Source organism: Primorskyibacter sp. S187A (assembly GCF_049800955.1).
Taxonomy (GTDB): domain Bacteria; phylum Pseudomonadota; class Alphaproteobacteria; order Rhodobacterales; family Rhodobacteraceae; genus JAKVBH01.
In genome coordinates, this window is the sequence record NZ_JBNAGA010000001.1 from 1,335,706 (window position 1) to 1,351,998 (window position 16,293).

The following is a 16,293-nucleotide window of genomic DNA, read 5'->3' on the forward strand; positions in this document are numbered from 1 at the left end:
TCGCCAGCGTTTGCCACGTCCTCTGCCACCTCAGACGTGGTATCACTGTTACTATCCGTATCAGAAGTGTCCGCTGCGTCCGTCGCGGCCGTGTCTGACGTGCGATTTTCAGCTGCGGTCTCAGCAACAACCGGCGTCGCCGGGTCCGCGCTATCCTCAGCATCAGGCGCACCCGTGATCTCGGAGGGCTCCTCGGCGGGCTGCGCAGACAAGAAACGAGGCAACCCTTCCGCGCGGGGCGGGGTGGCAGGCTCCTGAGATGGGACACTCTCAACAGACGCCGCTGCCTCAGAGGCCAACGCGTCGTCCAGATCGTCGTCATCGCGCCCCATAGCCACAGCATCATCGCCCACAGGACGTTTCGGCGGATCTTCGTTCATTCGTCCGGAGAAGGGCAGAACGGCCGGTTTGTCTTGCGAATCCGTCGCGGGTTTGGCCTTGCGCGGCGGAATGCTGTCCCGAGACGGGGAGGAGGGTTCCACGAACCGCTCCAGATCATCTTCCAGAGGCTGGGACATATTGGCGACAAAGCGGATGCCGTTCTCGCGCAGCAGCTTCTGAGCGCCCTTGATGGTCATGCCATCGTCGTGCAGCAACTTCTTGATACCGCCCAAAAGCTGCATGTCGGCCGGGCGGTAGTACCGCCGGCCACCGGCGCGTTTGATCGGTTTGACCTGGCTGAACTTGCTCTCCCAAAATCGCAGAACATGGGCGGGGGTATCAAGCCATTCCGAAACCTCGGAGATTGTGCGGAAGGCGTCGGCGGATTTCTCGGCCACGCGGGACCCTCCCTAGCTCAGGACTTGTTGCCAGCTGCGACACGGTCTTTCATCAAATGCGATGGTCGAAACGTCAGAACCCGGCGCGGCTCGATGGGGACTTCCTGACCGGTCTTCGGATTGCGTCCAACACGGGCCGCCTTGTCTCGTACGGAGAAGGTGCCGAAGGATGAGATTTTGACCTGCTCACCTTTGACGAGCGAATCTGACATCAGCGCCAGGACGCGCTCCACCAGTTCCGCGCTTTCATTGCGGGACAGACCGACTTCGCGAAACACTGCTTCAGACAGGTCCATACGGGTCAAAGTTTTCGAGCTCATACAAAATCCCCCTGAATTTTGAGAACTTTAGCGGGATGCGAATTTCAAAGTCAATAACGAGCGCGCGTCAAACACAACGTAAGCGGGTTTTGCCACGCCTCGGCACAGGCTGGGGTACTGCGGCCTAGCCCGGGATGAGGTCTGCCAGCTTCAAACGCTGGATCTTGCCGGAGGGTCCTTTCGGCAATTCGTCCATGAAATATACTGCATCCGGCGATTTGAACGCGCCCAGCCGCGCATGACAGATGTCAATCAGCGCGCTGGCCTGGACTGTGCTGCCCTCGCGCAGGCGCACCGCCGCTTCAATGCGCTCGCCATAGCTGTCGCAGGGGCGGGCGAAGGCCGCGGCCTCAATCACATCGGGATGGGCATAAAGCGCCTCATCCACCTCGCGCGGCGCCACGTTTTCGCCCCCCTTGATGATCAATTCCTTGAGCCGTCCTGTCACGAAGACATATCCATCCGCATCCATGCGCGCCAAATCGCCGGTGCGCAGCCAGCCGTCGCGAAAGGTCTCGGCTGTGGCGGTCGGGTTCTTGAGATATTCCAACAGGACATTCGGCCCACGCACCACGATTTCGCCTTCGCGCCCAACAGGCATCGTCGTGCCATCGGGGCCCTGAATGGCCACGTCACAGCCAAAGGCAATGCCCGGAGAGCCGATCTTTCGCGGCCCCGGCGGCAGGGGATTGGACAGGATTTGAGCAGCCGTTTCCGTAAGCCCCATGGTCTCCACGATGGGGACGTCAAAGCGCTTTTCGAAGGCAGATTGGGTCTCGATGGCCAGAGCGGAGGAGGCGGAGCGGCCAAATCGAATGCGCGATCGACAGCGCTCCGAGGGGTCATGCGCGCCGTGCAGGAGATGCGAAATGATCGTCGGCACCGCTGAAAACCATGTCACCTCCGCCGCGTCGGCCTGTGCCCAGAAGCGCGAGGCCGAAAACCGCCCCACCATGGACAGGGACCCGCCGGAGACCAAGGCCCCCATCAGCGTCACGCAGAGCCCATTGATATGGTAGATCGGCAGCACGCAAAATCCGCGATCCGCCGGGCTCAACTCATGGGCCAGCACCGTTGTCCACCCGCCCGCAAGCAGGCTCGCATGGGTGTGCACCACGCCCTTGGGTCGCCCGGTCGTGCCCGAGGTATACATGAGTAGTGCATGGTCCTGCGGCCCGATTTCATGCAGCGCGCCATGGCTGTGCTCCGGCAAGGGGAGCGGCGCGATCCCGGTGGTATTGGCCGCATCAAAGACGGCAAGGCAGGTCTCGTAGACATAGGCCATGCGCGCCTCGCAATGCGACAAGGCGTATGACATGGCCTCATGGCCCGCTGCGAGATTGATCATTGTCGCGCGAAACCCGCCATAGACCGCGCCATAAAAGGCAATGACGCATTCAGGGCAATTGGGCCCGACAATGGCCACGCTCTCTCTCCTGGCCAGACCGCGGGCCGTGAGCCCCATGGCAAAAGCCCGCGCTTTGTCGCGCAGCTCCGACCAGCTGAGCACATCGCCCGTTTCCGGGAAGACGATGGCCGGCCCGCCTTTTTCTGCACGGGTATCAAGCCAATCGCGCAACGTGCCGCCGGGCGGCTGGTCCTTGGCAAACATCATGCCCCGGCCTCCTGCCAATAACGGCCAAAGATCTCATCAAGGCTGGGTTCACGGGCGGGGATTTCCCGTATGATCTTGGTGCTTTGCAGGAAGTGGCGCCAGTGCACATTCTCATTGACCGCATTGCCGCCCCAGGCGCCGCATCCCATGGAGAGCGAAAACGGCATCCCATTGGTAAAAGAGCCCCCGGTCGCAAAGGTATGGGCCTGGTTCACGATAATCCGAGAGGTCGGCATGCTTCGGGCGAGGCGCTCAATATGCGCTTCGGTCTTCGTGTGAATGCCGACGGAATGGCCCGCGCCCTGATGGCGTTGCACCTGCTCCGTGAGCGCTGCTGCCTCGTCAAAATCCCGCGCGCTGTAGAGCGCCAAAACCCGGCTGAGCTTTTCGCCGCTCAAGGGATGCTCGGGGCCAATACCTTGTGTTGGGACGAGAATGAACTCCGTCGTCTCCGGGACCTGACCATCAAGCTCCAGCGCTGTGATCATGTCCTTGGCATCGCGGGCGATGACCGCGCGGTTGAGATGACCGTCCGGCCAGAGCTTCGCAACAATCCCCGCTTCATCCTCCACCAGCGCGCCTCCCACGCTCGCCATCTCCTCAAGAAAAGCGCTGCGCACGCTGTCCAGCACGACAACGGCGTTTTCCGAGGAGCAGGAGGTCGCGTTGTCAAAGGTCTTTGAGGCGCGGATCTTCCGGGCCGCGTCACCCAGGTCCGCGCTGTCATCGACGATCACAGTGACATTGCCCGCGCCCACGGCCACAGCCGGTGTGCCGCAGGTCTGCGCACGGTGCACGTTGTTTTGTGAGCCCGTGCAGATGACCTTGTCACACCCCTCCATGAGCGCCTGCGTTTTGGCCTTGGAGCCGGGCGCCGGGATCATTTGAACCAGATCACGATCAAGCCCCACCTTGTCAAACTCCGCATGGATGAACGCAAGCAGCATTTCGCAGGCGGCAACACCCTTGGGCGAGGGGGCCACAACAATGGCATTGCCACATTTGACCGCGTTGATGATGTTGTTGGCGGGCGTCGCTGCAGGATTGGTTGAGGGCACGATCGCCCCGACAACACCCAATGGCCGGGCAATTTCCGTGATCCCGCTCTGAGCATCCTCGCGCATCACGCCATGGGTGATGACCCCTGCAATATCGCGCAAGAGCCCCAGTGTCTTGCGATGGTTCTTGGTGATCTTGTCCGCCACATTGCCAAGCCCGGTACTGGCCACAGCCAATTCCGCCAGACGTCGGTTCCGCTCAGGCTCCATGATCGCCCAGCCCGCAGCCAGCGCTGCCTGATCATACAAGGCCTGCGAGCCATGCGCCTCAAAACGGGTCTGCGCGGCGCGCGCCCTGGCGAGGATGTCGTCAATCTCAGCAAGCTCTTCAGACACGAAAAAGATCCTTTAACCATGAGTGTTGGCAGATGCAGCAACCAGAGTCTCTTCGCCACCGTTCTGACGAAAGTGCGAAACCTGCAGGCTTCTTCTGGCTGAAAATACGCTGGGGAGGGTCTGGGAGGGGCAACGCCCCTCCCAGTCGGTCGGCGCCGTCAGGCGTCGAAACAAGGAAGGCTCACAGCCCGGCCAGAAGCTCCTTGAGCGTCTCTTCGCGCGCGGCCCACATCTCAAGAACTTCATCGCGCGTCATGATATGCATGGGCGAGCCACCGGCCTTCATCTTGCCAGCCACACGGCTGTTCTTGAACATCTCAGGGACCGTCGCGGCGAGCTTGTCGATGATCGGCTGCGGCGTGCCCTTGGGCACCATCACGCCGCGGAAGTTCACCGACGCATTGTCGATGTCAAAGCCTTGCTCTTTCATCGTCGGCACATCGGGCAGGAAGTCGTTCCGCTCTAGATCAAAGACCCCGAGGATCTTCACATTACCCGCTTCCTGGGCGCGGAAAGCGTCCGAGAGGTTGTTGACCCCGCCCAGAACCTCGCCTGCGATCACCGATTTCATCGCGCCCGCGCCGCCTTTGTTGGACGGGATATAAGCAAGCTTCACGCCTGCGGCTTTCTCAAGCTGCAAAGCTGCGATGTGGTGGCCCACAAAGAGACCGGCGCCCGAGAAGGTGAGTTTGCCCGGATTGGCCTTGGCATAATCCACCACGTCGGCCATGGAATTGAATTCACTGTCCGCGCCCACAACGAAGACCGCCGGATCGGCGCCCCAATTGGCGATGGGCTCGAAACTGTCGGCGGAGTAGGACACGCCGCCTTCGATGCTCTGGGCAATGAAATGCGGGATGTTGTAGGCCCCCAGCGTATAGCCGTCCGCCTCCGCCTGGCTCGCAAACCAGTTCCATCCCACGCGGCCGCCCGCGCCGGGCTTGTTGATGATCGCAATCGGCATGCCAAGCGCGTCTTCGTTGCCTGCGGTCATGGTCACGATGCGCGCCTGAAAGTCCGTGGCGCCGCCCGCACCATAGCTGACCATCATCATGATGGGCCGCTCGGGGTAATTGGCATGTCCCTCAGCCGAGGCACTTGTGCCCAGACCCAGAAGCGCCATGGAGGCGGCTGCGATAAGATGTTTCATGGATTTCCTCCCATAGGATTTTTCAACAGATGCGCTCTGCCGCTCTTGCGGTTCAGAACAGGATTTCTCGCGGTGTGAAGACATTCAAAAGCCCCGCGAAGAGGCCGTACATGACAGCCAGATAGGCCGCCGTGATGACAAGCCGCTTGACCCAGCTGCGCAGCTCCGAATGCGGCGCGGGATCGTAGAGCGACAGGAGAACGAAGAAGGCCAGCGTCGAGGCGGTGTAAAACCCCAGACCCTTGGCCGCCCAGTAAACAAAGACCAGCGCCACGATGAGCCCGGGCAGGATGTTGAGCATCGCACGCGTATCGAGCCCATTGCCCACCTTGGTGCGCCCCAAAAGCGCCTTGCCAAAGGTCCAGAGCGCCAGCACCACAAAGACCGACGAGATCAGGCGCGGAAAGAGGAAGGCCGCCGCAGGCTCCTGCGTGAAGCTGATATAGGCGACGCTGATGCCAACAGCGGCCACAATGCCCGAGGCCACGATATGCTGGGAGCGGGGCAGGTCGGTCATGACAGGGCCTCCTCTTTGGCCACGGCCTCATCCTTGGTGGTGTACCGGCGTTGGCGCAGCTCCATCCAGATCGAATAGGCGATGGAGGCGACCACCACCGCAATGAGCGCGATATTGAGCGCGCCGGTGAAGAAATACTGGCCCACGCTGGAGGTGGCATTGGCGATCATCGAGCCTTGGATGAAGTTGGCCTCTGCGATGGGCCCCAAGATCAGGCCCAGCACCAATGGCGCGGCTGAGAAGCCGAACCGTTCGAGGAAATACATCCCCGTGCCAAGCGCCATCATGACATAGACATCGCCCATGGAGTTCTGCACCGAATAGCTGCCAAAGACGGCAAGCCCCAGCACAATGGCCGCCATCACCGCATTGGGCACCTGCGCCACCTTTGCTGCGAGCCCGGCCACATAAAGCCCGAAGATGCACATCAGAATCTGACCGATCAGCATCGAATTGATGAAGGTCCAGGCCACGTCGGGGTTGTTGTCAAAGAGATCGGAGCCCGGGAAAATCCCGTGGATCAGCAAGCCCCCCAAGAGCACCGCCGCCGTGGGCGAGCCGGGGATCGAGAGCGTCAGAAGCGGCACCAGCGAGGGGCCCACCATGGCGTTGTTGGCGCTCTCCGCCGCGATCACACCTTCGGAATGCCCGGTGCCGAACTTGTCGCGCTCCGGGCTCATCTTCTTGGATTGGTCATAGGCCACAAGCCCCGCGATCTGGCCGCCCACGCCGGGGATCAGACCGATGACAGAGCCTGTGATCGTCCCGATGGAGAGCGCACGGCCCCGGCGGGCCACTTCGCGCACGGCTTCGCCTATCGGGTGGCGCTTGACCTCGAGCACCTCCGCATCCAGCCGCACGCGGCCCTTGGCAAACATCGTGATCACCTGCGGGATCGCGAAGAGGCCAATGAGGGCGGGGATCACATTGATCCCGCCTGCCACAGCGTCATGAAAGATGAACCGCTGCGCGCCCATGATATCGTCGAACCCGATGGTCGCGAGCCAGAGCCCGATACAGCCCGCCAACAGGCCTTTGACGACCGAGCCGCCATCAAGCGAACCAATCACCGTCACGCCGAGGATTGCCAGCCAGAACAGATGCGACGGCCCAAAGGCCAGTGCCCATTGCGCGAGCACCGGCGTCAGGAAGATGAGCAGCATCACCCCGAACACACCGCCCACCGCCGAGGCCAGAAACGACAGCTGCAAGGCCCGTGCGCCCTGACCCTTCTGGGCCATGGTGTGCCCGTCCAGTGTCGTGGCGATATTGGCGGGCGCGCCGGGAATTTTGAGCAAAATGGCCGAGACCGCGCCGCCCGCCACCGTTGAGGTATAGGCCGCGCCCAAAAGGATCAGACCCTGCGCCGCTTCGAGCTTGAAGGTAAACGGGATCAACAGCGCCACCGCCATCGTCGGGGAGAGGCCGGGCGTCGCCCCGAGGATCAACCCGCCAATCGTGCCGAGCAGCAACAGACCGAAATTGATGGGCGTGAACACATCGCCCATATAGGCCAGAAATTCCAAGGCGCTCTCCCTGTTTTCGTCCCACGCTCGCGCCGCGCAAGGACATGCCCTTTTGGACTTGATCTTTGACGGTAAGGGATGAAAATAGTTTTGCAAATGTTTTCATAAATTTCTTGAATATGTGATTTAAGGCGCTGGAATCATGAGTAAAAAAGCGGATATCATTGCAGTGGCACGTGCGGCAAAGGTCTCTGCCTCAACCGTCTCGCGCAGTTTCAATCACCCCGAGCTTGTCAAGCCAAGCACCCGCAAGAAGATCGACCGTGCCGTGCGCAAACTGGGTTATATCCGCAACCGCGCAGCCCAAACGATCCACGGCATTCGCTCCGGCACAGTGGGCGTCATCGTGCCCACGATTGACCACACGATCTTTGCCGAGCTCATCCAAAGCGTCTCCGATGCGCTGGAAGAACAGGGTTTCACAATTCTGCTGGCCTCCCATGGCTATGATCTGCAACGCGAATATGCGCTGACCCGCAAGATGCTGGAGCATCGCGTGGATGCCATGGCCCTGATCGGGACGGCCCATGCCGAAGAGACGACGGACCTTCTGCAACGCCAGAACATCCCCACGCTTCTGCTGTGGAACCATGGGGCCCGCGCGCCGTTTCCATGCGTTGGTGCGGATAATGCGGAGACGGGGCGGGTTATCGGGGCGCATATCGCGGCGTTGGGGCACCGGGACGTGGCCGTGCTGTTCCCGCCCGTCGCGGACAATGACCGCGCGAGCCAGCGGTTGCAGGGTGTCGAGGCGGCTTTGGCCGAGCAGGGGATCGTGATTCACGCGCCCTTCCGGTTGGAAACGCGCTACAGCGTCGAGGCGGCCAAAGACGCGGTGGCGCAGCTTTTGGAGGGCCGCGCACTGCCGACGGCCTTGATTTGCGGCAATGATGTTCTGGCCTGGGGCGCGCTGCATGGGCTGCGCAAGGCCGGGCTGGCCGTTCCGCAGGACATGAGTGTGACGGGCATTGGTGATTTTCGCGGCTCGCGGTCCTTTGAGCCCGCGCTGACGACGGTCCGCATCCCGGCGCGCCAGATCGGCGCCCGGGCGGCTGCGATGATCTCTCAAGCGCTGCAAGCGCCGCTGGAGCAACGCCAAAGCGTGCGGTTTGCCCCCGAACTGATCGTGCGCGAGACCTGCCGGCGCTGTGGCTAGAGAACGACCCTGTTGACATGGGCCTGGATGGCACGGCGCGCCGCGCGCGCATCGCCTTGGGCAATCGCTGCTGTAATGGCGCGATGATCGGCCAGGGCCGCCTCCAACCCCTCGGTTCGCGCGGCGCGGTTTACGGCGGTGGTGATCTGGATATCCAGCCGCTCCCAGATCTTGAGCAGGGGCGCATTGCCGCTGGCCTCGATGATCGTGCGGTGAAACCGGGTGTTGAGCGACACAAACGCCTGCGGATTGCCCCGCGCGGCTTCCATCTCATCGCACAATCGCGCCAGGGCAGAGGCGGTCTGTGGCGCATGGGTTGCGGTGAGCTCTGCGGCAAAGCCCTCCAGCTGCGCGCGCACCGCATAAAGATCGATCAGCTCCTCGGGCGTGATCCGTCGGATGACGGCCCCGCGGTTGCGCCGCGTCTCGACCAGCCCCAAAGCCTCCAGATCCCGGATGGCCTCACGCACGGGCGCCTGACTTGTCCCCATGTCCTTGGCAATCCTGAGCTCGACCAAGCGGTCGCCCGGCGCAAGTGTGCCCGAGAGGATTTGCCCCACGATCTGCGCCTTGATGCGCTCGGGCAGGGTGGGGACATCAGAGACCTTATGGCCTTCGGTCAACTGCGTATGTGCCTCCGCGCTCACAGAAGCCCGTCCATGATCAGCTTTACACCGGTTACAATCAAGAGGCCATTGACTGCCAACTTGAACGCGGGTTTCGGCAGGATCCGCGCAATCCAGACGCCCAGGTAAGCCGCTGCCAACGCCAGCGGTGCCAGCCAGAGTGCCAGCGTGAGGGCCTGCGTGTTCAACGCGCCGACCACAAGGAAGGGCACAATCTTGATGACATTGACCCCCGCCATGAACATCGCAGACGTCGCCACGAACTGCGCAGGCGCATAGCCGCGCGACAGAAAGTAGATATGGATCGGTGGCCCGCCGGCATGGGCAAGAGTGCTCGTCAGACCCGACAGCCCGCCAAAAAGCCCGCTCGTCCAGCGCGGCCAATGGGAGATGTTGAGCCCGAAACCCGTCAACGCCATGAGCGCAAAGAGGATCGCCAACAAGCCGATCACAATGCCCACGATATCGGTGGGCACAGAAGCCAGAAGCGCCGCGCCCGCCAAGACGCCAATGACCGCTGCGGGCAGGGCGAAGAGCACCGCTTTGCTGTCCGCCGCACGCCGGTGCGCTGTCACGCTGACGCAATCCATCGCCAGCAAAATGGGGAGCAGCGCTCCAAGGGCAAGGTCAGCAGGGATGACCAGCGCCATGATCGGCAAGGCGACAGGCGCGCCAACACCGCCAAAGCCGCCTTTGGCAATCCCCAGCAAGAGGATGGCTGCGGCAAGGGTGAGAATCGGGAGGAGGCCAAGATCGAGCATGTTTATCGATTATCGATAATATGGAGGAAGGTCGAGCGCCAGTGCTGCGTCATATGCGCTCTGAACGTAGAAACTGACATTAATGTATACATTAATAGGAGTATCCTGTATGGCGCTCACCTAAAGGAGACCCGCCACCATGCGCGTGCAGGATGCCTATGATCGCTTGAAGGCCGAGATCCGTGCCAATGTCCTGCCGCCGGGCTTTCAGGCGACAGAGCCCGAGATTGCGCAGCGACTGGAGATGAGCCGGACGCCTGTCCGCGAGGCGCTGATCCGTCTGGAGGCGGAGGGGCTCATCACGTTGGTGCCCCGCCGGGGCGTTTGCGTCAAACCGATCCGGCCAGACGACATGCGCGAGATCTATGACGTGTTGACGGCGCTTGAGCCGGACGCTGCCGCACGTCTCGCCGCGCGGGGACCGTCCGAGGCAGAGCTTGCCCCGCTGGAACGTGCGACGCAGCAGATGGAAGAGGCTCTCTTGCGCGAAGATCTCGACGGCTGGGCCCGCGCCGATGATGCTTTCCATCTGGCGCTGCTGGACGCGCAGGGCAACGGGCGGCTGGCCCGGATCGTGGCCACGCTGCTCGATCAGGCCCACCGCGCCCGCATCGTGACCCTGCGCTTGCGCCAATTGCCGGACCGGTCCACCCGCGAGCATCGCGATATCCTGAGCGCCTTGCGCCGGGGCGATGCGGAGGCCACGCGGCGGCTCTTTCGCGCGCATCGCATGCGGGCGGCAGACGAACTCATGAAGTGTCTTGAAACCTATCAACTGTCTCAGCTGTGAGCTGGTCAAAGGAGTGAACATGTCCCAGTCTTTGCGTATTGCCCTGATCCGTGGGGACGGCATCGGTGTGGATGTCTCGGAGGCCACCTGCGCCATTGTCGATGCGGCCTTGGCCAAAGTGGGCGCGGCGCCGCTGCGCTATGAGAGCATCGATGCCGGGGCGGGATACTTTCGCGAGACCGGGCGCGACATCGAGGCCGGTGGCGAGGTCCGCGCCGGTGAGATGGACGCCATCTTTCTGGGCGCCATCGGCCTGCCTGCCGTGCGCCATGCCGACGGGACCGAGATCTCGCCCCATCTGAGGCTGCGCGACCGTTATGGGCTTTATGCTGGCGTGCGCCCGGTCCGGGCCTATCCCAACGCCCCGCAACGTCTCGCGGATCCGCGCGCGGCGGGCATTGATATGGTGATCCTGCGAGAGAGCACGGAGGGTCTCTTCTATTCTGCGGCGGTGCATGGCCGGGCGGATGTGCGTGGTGATGAGGAAGTGCGCGATACGCTGCGCATCACGCGCGCCACGACGGAAAAGCTGCATCACTTCGGCTTCAAACTGGCCGAGCGGCGCAGGGCGCGCGGGCGTCCCGGCCGGTTGACCTGCGTGGACAAGGCCAATGTCTTCACCTCCATGGCCTTCTTTCGCAAGATTTTCGACGAGATTGCGCCGCTCTATCCCCAGGTCGAGACCGGGTATAATTACGTCGATGCCCAGGCCCTCGATCTCGTGCGCAAGCCCTGGGAGTATGACGTGATGGTCATGGAAAACATGTTTGGCGATATCCTGTCCGATCTGGCGGGCGGGCTTGTGGGCGGTATGGGCATGGCATCCTGCGCTGAGATTGGTGATGAGACCGGGCTTTTTCAGCCCGCCCATGGCTCAGCGCCGGATATCATGGGGCAGGACAAGGCCAATCCGCTCGCCGCCATTCTCTCCGGCGCCTTGATGCTGGATTATCTCGCCGACAAGGCAGGCCGAGCCAACCTTGGGGAGGCGGCGATGCTGATCGAGGACGCCGTGGAGGCGGGATTCGCGGCAAACGCGCTGCGCCCCATGGAATTTGGTGGCGATATGGGCACGCGGGCGGTGGTGCGGGAGCTTTTGGATCGGTTGGGCTAAAGGCGCGGGCGATCCCACAGGCGCGCGGCAAACGGCGCGCCGAGGATCACCACGAAAATGCGCAGGATGTGGTGGGCCACGACAAAAGCCGCATCCGCGCCGACGATGAGCGCCAGCACAGTGAGCTCTGCCTGACCGCCCGGCGCGAAGGACAAAAGCGCCTCCATCCCGGGCGCCAGCCCGAACCCGTAGATCGCTTCCACAAAGATCAGCGTGAGCACCATCAACACGCCGCAAAACCCCAGCCCCGCCGCCAGATCGCGGCGCACTTCGGCCAGCGTGATCCCTGCATATTTGCAGCCGATCCCCATGCCGATGAAAAACTGCGCGGCCCATATGGCTTCAGCGGGGGGGCGGTTGTGCAACCCATCCGCAAGCGTCACGGCGGCGGTCAGGATCAAGGGGCCCAGAATGGAGGCGCCAAACATGCCGATCCGCTTGGCCACGCGCCAGCCCACGATGGCGCAAACCGCCATGAGCGCCAGTTCGTGCAGCGCGATGTCACGTGCGGGAAGGCCCGGCGGATTGCTCAGATCCGCACCCCAGATCCCCTTGAGGATGAACGGCAGGCTCACGACAATCACCAGCACCCGCGTCGCGTGGATCAGGCTGAGCGCCCGGACATTGGCGCCCGCTTCCTCGCCAAAGGCGATCATGTCCTGAAAGCCGCCGGGCATGGTCGCGTAGTACGCGGTGGGGAAATCATAGCCGCACAGACGCTGGAAATACGGCACGCCAATAAGCCCGATCAGCGCCACCATCACGGGAACCAGGATCAGCGTTGACCACATGGCCCCAAAGCTCAGCAAGACCGCGGGCGTGAGTGTCGCGCCCACGGCCACGCCCAGAATGGTCCGCATCCCCTCGTTCAGAGGCCGAATGGCCCCCATCGGCACCCGCAAGAGCGCGGCCAGAAGGCACGCCGCAATCGGGCCCAGCAACCAGGGCAGGGGCAGGCCCAGCAGTTTGAAGACAGCCACGCCGAGAAGCGCCACCCCGAAAGCATGGGCCACGGGTCTCATAGCGCGAGCGCCTTTAGCCGGTAGCGCAGCGAGCATTGCAGATGCGCCTCGGCCGCCTCTGCGGCGGCTTGCGGATCGCGGGCGCGCAGGGCTGTGAGGATATCGCGGTGCTGCGCCGTGACGGCATCAAGACGCGCGGGATCGGTGTAGGTCGTGGGGCCAAGGAGCAGCAGGGCATTGGTCAATGCGCGCGCGGCCTCCAGCAGGAAGCGATTGCGCCCCGCCAAATGCAGGGCATGGTGGAAGGATTGATTGATGCTGGCCCCGCGCATCGGCGCGTCTCGCGCGGCTTCAATCTCGGCATTCATCGCCTCCATGGCGTCAAACTCCGCATCCGCCCCGTGTTTGGCGGCCATGGCGGCGGCGGTTCGTTCCAGAACGATGCGCATTTCGTAAAGCTCTACAATCTCGGTATGGCTTAGCGTGCGGATGATGGCACCGACGCGCGGGCGATGCTCGACAATGCCGTCGTTCTCCAACCGGCGCAGCGCTTCGCGGACCGGGGTGCGCGACAGACCCAGCTTTGCGCCCACGTCTTCTTCACGCAGGCGATCACCCGGGGCAAACTGGCCCGCGCGAATTTCGCCAAGAAGCGCCTCATAGGCGCGCTCGCCGCTGGATTTGTCTGGCTGTGTCATGTGATGTTTTGTATCCTTGTGGATACAATATGTCTATGGGCGCGCCACTGCTTTGTCAAAGCGCGTGGACGCTAGCTGTCCGTGTTGCGGCTCAAACGGGCCAGGACAATGGGCGTCAGATACATCGGGATCTGGTAGCAGCCCACGAAAATCATCAAGGGGGCGGCCACGGCATCGGGCAAGACGATCAAAAAGAGCGCGATATTGCGATTGCCGGCGTATATGGCCGTGGCAATGCTTTGGCCCAGCCCGGCGCGGCGGGAGATGGCCAAGGTTGTCATCACGAGGAGGAGGTTGACCAGCAGCGCCGCCAGCAGCCAGAGCGCCAAGGCGCCCGGATCGCTGCGCAGGAGCGGGCCGATGGCGCTCATCAGCCCCACGACGACAATCGCCAGCAGCAAGGCCGCCGCCCCGTCCAGCGCCTTTTGGGCAGGGGGCTCCGCCAAGATGGGCAGCAACCGTCGGATCCCGAACCCACAGCCCACCGCCGCGAGGATCGCCGCCAGAAGGCCCAGCGAGAGCGACATCGCATCCCAGACACCGCCCCCCGTCGGATTGAGCACCCAGAGTACCGGGAACGCGGTGATTGGAAAGAGGGCCGTGCCCAGCACCAGAAGGCGCATGCCGGGGGCGGGATCGCGGCCCATCATGATCGCGAAATTGGGCGCGCCCGTGAGCGACGGGGCCGCCAGCATCAGCGAGACCGCAAGGGCCAGCGGCCAGCCCATGAGACCCAGCCCGAGAAGAAGCGCAATGACCAGCAGCGGCAGCATCGTCTGGAAAAACCCGATGCGCAGGAGCGTAGGACCGACATTGTCCAGCGAACCAAAGGCGGCGCGCGCGCCCACGCGCATGCCTGTCACGAAGAGCAAAAGCGCCACCAGCGTGCCGACCCAAGGGCGCAACACTTCCGCCAGGCCCGGGGCCAAAAGGCCCAGGGCGAGGCCCAGGATCAGGCAATAGCGGCCCTGTTGCCCAACCCATGCCAGCGCCCGGATCATGGCGCGGCCCGCCCGGTCAGGGGGCCTGTCGCATGTTTTCCGGCAGCCACATGGCAATCTCGGGGAACCAGATCAGTACGAAGCACATCAGCACCATGATCATGAACATCGGGAAGGCCGCGCGGGTGATATAGCCCATCTCATGTTCGGTCATGCCTTGCAGCACGAAGAGGTTGAACCCGATGGGCGGCGTGATCTGCGCCATCTCCACGACGACCACCACGAAAATGCCAAACCAGATCAGATCAATCCCCGCCTCGCGCACCATCGGCTCGACCACGGCCATGGTCAGAACCACAGATGAAATCCCGTCAAGGAACATGCCGAGGATGATGTAGAAGACCATCAGGATCATCAGGAGCTCAAATCGAGACAATTCCATCACCGCAATCCCGTCCGCCAGCGCGCGCGGCAGGCCGGTGAAACCCATGGCCAGCTTGAGGAAGGCCGCACCGGCAAGGATCAAGGCGATCATCGCGGAGGTGCGCGTGGCCCCCATGAGGCTCTCGGTAAAAGTCGACCAGTTCAGCGATCCCTGACTGGCCGCCAGCACGAGACCACCGATGACCCCAATGGCGGCGGCCTCAGTCGCGGTGGCGTAGCCGCCATACATCGAGCCGATCACCACGAAGATCAGGCAAAGCACGGGGATCAGGAAGCGCGAGTTCTTCAGCTTGTCCGAGAAGGACATGCCGTGCTCCTGCTTGGGATTCCACTTGCGCGACAGCTTCGAATAGATCGCCACATAGCCCATGAACATCAGCGCAAGGCAAAGCCCCGGGAAAACCCCGGCGAAGAAGAGCTGGGTGATGCTCTCGTTCACAGTCACACCGTAGACGATAAGCGCCAGCGACGGCGGGATCATCAGGCCCAGCGTGGCCGCGCCGGCAAGCGTGCCGATGACGATGCGCTCGGGGTAATCCCGCGCGCGCAGCTCGGGGATCGACATCTTGCCCACGGTTGTGAGCGTCGCCGCGGAAGAGCCGGAGACGGCAGCAAAGACCGTGCAGCCCACGATATTGGTATGCACGAGCCCGCCCGGAAGCCGCGCAAGCCAGGGCGAGAGGCCGCGAAACATGTCTTCGCTGAGCCGCGTGCGAAACAGGATTTCCCCCATCCAGATAAAGAGCGGCAGGGCCGTCAGCGTCCAGCTGGAAGAGGAGGCCCAGATCGTCGTGATCATCGTGTCGCCCACAGGGCGCGACGTGAAGAGCTCCATCCCGACCCAGGCCACGCCCATCAGCGCAAGGCCCACCCAGACCCCTGTGCCCAGAAGCAAGAAGAGCACGCCCAGAAACAGCGCAATGGCGGTGATTTCTTCCATGAGCGTTACTCCCCGTGGCTTTGATCGACGAGATCCCGCGTGATCCTGTGATCGCCGCGAAAGAGCACGTGAATGAGATGATCGGTCAGCGCGATGGCCAGAATGCCGCCGCCGATAACCATGACGGATTGCGGGATCCACAGGGGCGTGGCGTCTTGCGCCTGGCTGACCTCGTTGAACTTCCAGGACCAATAGGTGAACCAATAGGCGTAATAGGTGAAATACCACATGACGCCGGCGGCAATGGCGAAACACCAGATCTCCATAATCCGCTTGGCCCCCTTGGGCAGGGCATTGAGCACCAGCGAGACCCGGATATGGGCGCCGCGATTGAGCGCATTGGCAAAGGCAAAGAAGCTGGCCGCCGCCATGGCGTAGCCTGCGTAATTCGCCGCACCGGGGAAAATCTCACCGGTCCAGCGCGCAATCATCTGCGCCACGATCAGCAACAAGATGGCGATCAGGCAGAGTGCGGCAAGAACACCGGCGGCTTGATAGATGAAATCCAAGATGCGGCGCAGACCGCGCAGGGCAGCTGTCATCGGCCCGTCTCCCGTTCT

At 62.8% G+C, this 16,293-nt stretch carries 16 protein-coding genes and 1 pseudogene; 3 read left to right on the forward strand and 14 right to left on the reverse strand.

The features are described 5' to 3' along the window. Nucleotides 1–520: 520 nt before the first annotated feature. From ACP15S_RS06720 to ACP15S_RS06750, 7 genes and pseudogenes are all read right to left on the reverse strand, one after another. Nucleotides 521–779, reverse strand: a pseudogene (locus ACP15S_RS06720) (MerR family transcriptional regulator); the annotation flags it as partial. Nucleotides 780–796: 17 nt separating this feature from the next. Further along, the gene (ihfA, locus tag ACP15S_RS06725; RefSeq protein WP_425038802.1) at nt 797–1,099 is read right to left on the reverse strand and encodes an integration host factor subunit alpha; all 303 of its coding nucleotides are present in this window, start codon (nt 1,097–1,099) and stop codon (nt 797–799) included. Nucleotides 1,100–1,223: 124 nt separating this feature from the next. Beyond that, the gene (locus ACP15S_RS06730; RefSeq protein WP_425038803.1) at nt 1,224–2,714 is read right to left on the reverse strand and encodes an AMP-binding protein; all 1,491 of its coding nucleotides are present in this window, start codon (nt 2,712–2,714) and stop codon (nt 1,224–1,226) included. Next, nucleotides 2,711–4,117, reverse strand: coding sequence for an acylating sulfoacetaldehyde dehydrogenase (sauS, locus tag ACP15S_RS06735; protein ID WP_425039665.1), 1,407 nt, complete (start codon nt 4,115–4,117; stop codon nt 2,711–2,713). Before sauS ends, ACP15S_RS06730 begins: the two co-directional genes overlap by 4 nt. A gap of 172 nt (nt 4,118–4,289) precedes the next feature. Beyond that, nucleotides 4,290–5,258, reverse strand: a complete 969-nt coding sequence (locus ACP15S_RS06740; protein ID WP_425038804.1) for a tripartite tricarboxylate transporter substrate binding protein — start codon at nt 5,256–5,258, stop codon at nt 4,290–4,292. Between the two features lie 52 nt (nt 5,259–5,310). After that, entirely contained in the window at nt 5,311–5,775 is a 465-nt protein-coding gene (locus tag ACP15S_RS06745) for a tripartite tricarboxylate transporter TctB family protein (protein WP_425038805.1), read from the reverse strand. Further along, nucleotides 5,772–7,283: a tripartite tricarboxylate transporter permease gene (locus ACP15S_RS06750; protein WP_425039666.1), complete on the reverse strand. Its 1,512-nt coding sequence runs from the start codon at nt 7,281–7,283 to the stop codon at nt 5,772–5,774. The genes ACP15S_RS06745 and ACP15S_RS06750 overlap by 4 nt, the downstream gene beginning before the upstream one ends. Nucleotides 7,284–7,443: 160 nt before the next feature. Between ACP15S_RS06750 and ACP15S_RS06755 the strand changes: the two genes are divergently transcribed. Further along, entirely contained in the window at nt 7,444–8,457 is a 1,014-nt protein-coding gene (locus ACP15S_RS06755) for a LacI family DNA-binding transcriptional regulator (protein ID WP_425038806.1), read from the forward strand. Here the strand turns inward: ACP15S_RS06755 and ACP15S_RS06760 are convergent. Continuing rightward, nucleotides 8,454–9,104, reverse strand: a complete 651-nt coding sequence (locus ACP15S_RS06760) for a GntR family transcriptional regulator (protein WP_425038807.1) — start codon at nt 9,102–9,104, stop codon at nt 8,454–8,456. The two genes, ACP15S_RS06755 and ACP15S_RS06760, sit on opposite strands and share 4 nt — an antisense overlap. Further along, nucleotides 9,101–9,844 carry a sulfite exporter TauE/SafE family protein gene (locus tag ACP15S_RS06765; RefSeq protein ID WP_425038808.1) on the reverse strand — a complete coding sequence of 248 codons (744 nt, stop codon included), beginning with the start codon at nt 9,842–9,844 and terminating at the stop codon, nt 9,101–9,103. The genes ACP15S_RS06760 and ACP15S_RS06765 overlap by 4 nt, the downstream gene beginning before the upstream one ends. A gap of 139 nt (nt 9,845–9,983) precedes the next feature. On the opposite strand from ACP15S_RS06765, the gene ACP15S_RS06770 reads away from it, so the two are divergent. Both ACP15S_RS06770 and ACP15S_RS06775 read left to right on the forward strand, forming a co-directional pair. Then, a complete protein-coding gene (locus ACP15S_RS06770) occupies nt 9,984–10,634 on the forward strand; it encodes a GntR family transcriptional regulator (protein ID WP_425038809.1) in 651 nt (216 codons plus the stop codon). Nucleotides 10,635–10,653: 19 nt separating this feature from the next. Beyond that, entirely contained in the window at nt 10,654–11,748 is a 1,095-nt protein-coding gene (locus ACP15S_RS06775) for an isocitrate/isopropylmalate dehydrogenase family protein (protein ID WP_425038810.1), read from the forward strand. Here the strand turns inward: ACP15S_RS06775 and ACP15S_RS06780 are convergent. The 5 genes from ACP15S_RS06780 to ACP15S_RS06800 all read right to left on the reverse strand — a co-directional run bounded on the left by ACP15S_RS06780 (nt 11,745) and on the right by ACP15S_RS06800 (nt 16,275). Beyond that, entirely contained in the window at nt 11,745–12,770 is a 1,026-nt protein-coding gene (locus ACP15S_RS06780; protein ID WP_425038811.1) for an AbrB family transcriptional regulator, read from the reverse strand. The genes ACP15S_RS06775 and ACP15S_RS06780 overlap by 4 nt on opposite strands. Next, nucleotides 12,767–13,408 carry a GntR family transcriptional regulator gene (locus tag ACP15S_RS06785; RefSeq protein WP_425038812.1) on the reverse strand — a complete coding sequence of 214 codons (642 nt, stop codon included), beginning with the start codon at nt 13,406–13,408 and terminating at the stop codon, nt 12,767–12,769. Before ACP15S_RS06785 ends, ACP15S_RS06780 begins: the two co-directional genes overlap by 4 nt. Before the next feature lie 71 nt (nt 13,409–13,479). Then, a complete protein-coding gene (locus ACP15S_RS06790) occupies nt 13,480–14,409 on the reverse strand; it encodes a hypothetical protein (protein WP_425038813.1) in 930 nt (309 codons plus the stop codon). A 16-nt stretch (nt 14,410–14,425) separates the two neighbouring features. Then, complete coding sequence (locus ACP15S_RS06795; RefSeq protein WP_425038814.1) at nt 14,426–15,733, reverse strand: TRAP transporter large permease; 1,308 nt, start codon at nt 15,731–15,733, stop codon at nt 14,426–14,428. Nucleotides 15,734–15,738: 5 nt separating this feature from the next. Continuing rightward, a complete protein-coding gene (locus tag ACP15S_RS06800; protein WP_425038815.1) occupies nt 15,739–16,275 on the reverse strand; it encodes a TRAP transporter small permease in 537 nt (178 codons plus the stop codon). Nucleotides 16,276–16,293 lie beyond the last annotated feature (18 nt).

Excerpts from the sequence above, each read along its gene's own strand:
- ACP15S_RS06755 (WP_425038806.1), top strand. The coding sequence starts at position 7,444 with ATGAGTAAAAAAGCGGATATCATTGCAGTGGCACGTGCGGCAAAGGTC.
- ACP15S_RS06790 (WP_425038813.1), bottom strand. The coding sequence starts at position 14,409 with ATGATCCGGGCGCTGGCATGGGTTGGGCAACAGGGCCGCTATTGCCTG.
- ACP15S_RS06780 (WP_425038811.1), bottom strand. The coding sequence starts at position 12,770 with ATGAGACCCGTGGCCCATGCTTTCGGGGTGGCGCTTCTCGGCGTGGCT.
- ACP15S_RS06785 (WP_425038812.1), bottom strand. The coding sequence starts at position 13,408 with ATGACACAGCCAGACAAATCCAGCGGCGAGCGCGCCTATGAGGCGCTT.
- ACP15S_RS06770 (WP_425038809.1), top strand. The coding sequence starts at position 9,984 with ATGCGCGTGCAGGATGCCTATGATCGCTTGAAGGCCGAGATCCGTGCC.
- ACP15S_RS06730 (WP_425038803.1), bottom strand. The coding sequence starts at position 2,714 with ATGATGTTTGCCAAGGACCAGCCGCCCGGCGGCACGTTGCGCGATTGG.
- ihfA (WP_425038802.1), bottom strand. The coding sequence starts at position 1,099 with ATGAGCTCGAAAACTTTGACCCGTATGGACCTGTCTGAAGCAGTGTTT.
- ACP15S_RS06745 (WP_425038805.1), bottom strand. The coding sequence starts at position 5,775 with ATGACCGACCTGCCCCGCTCCCAGCATATCGTGGCCTCGGGCATTGTG.
- ACP15S_RS06750 (WP_425039666.1), bottom strand. The coding sequence starts at position 7,283 with ATGGGCGATGTGTTCACGCCCATCAATTTCGGTCTGTTGCTGCTCGGC.
- ACP15S_RS06800 (WP_425038815.1), bottom strand. The coding sequence starts at position 16,275 with ATGACAGCTGCCCTGCGCGGTCTGCGCCGCATCTTGGATTTCATCTAT.
- ACP15S_RS06795 (WP_425038814.1), bottom strand. The coding sequence starts at position 15,733 with ATGGAAGAAATCACCGCCATTGCGCTGTTTCTGGGCGTGCTCTTCTTG.
- ACP15S_RS06740 (WP_425038804.1), bottom strand. The coding sequence starts at position 5,258 with ATGAAACATCTTATCGCAGCCGCCTCCATGGCGCTTCTGGGTCTGGGC.
- ACP15S_RS06775 (WP_425038810.1), top strand. The coding sequence starts at position 10,654 with ATGTCCCAGTCTTTGCGTATTGCCCTGATCCGTGGGGACGGCATCGGT.
- ACP15S_RS06765 (WP_425038808.1), bottom strand. The coding sequence starts at position 9,844 with ATGCTCGATCTTGGCCTCCTCCCGATTCTCACCCTTGCCGCAGCCATC.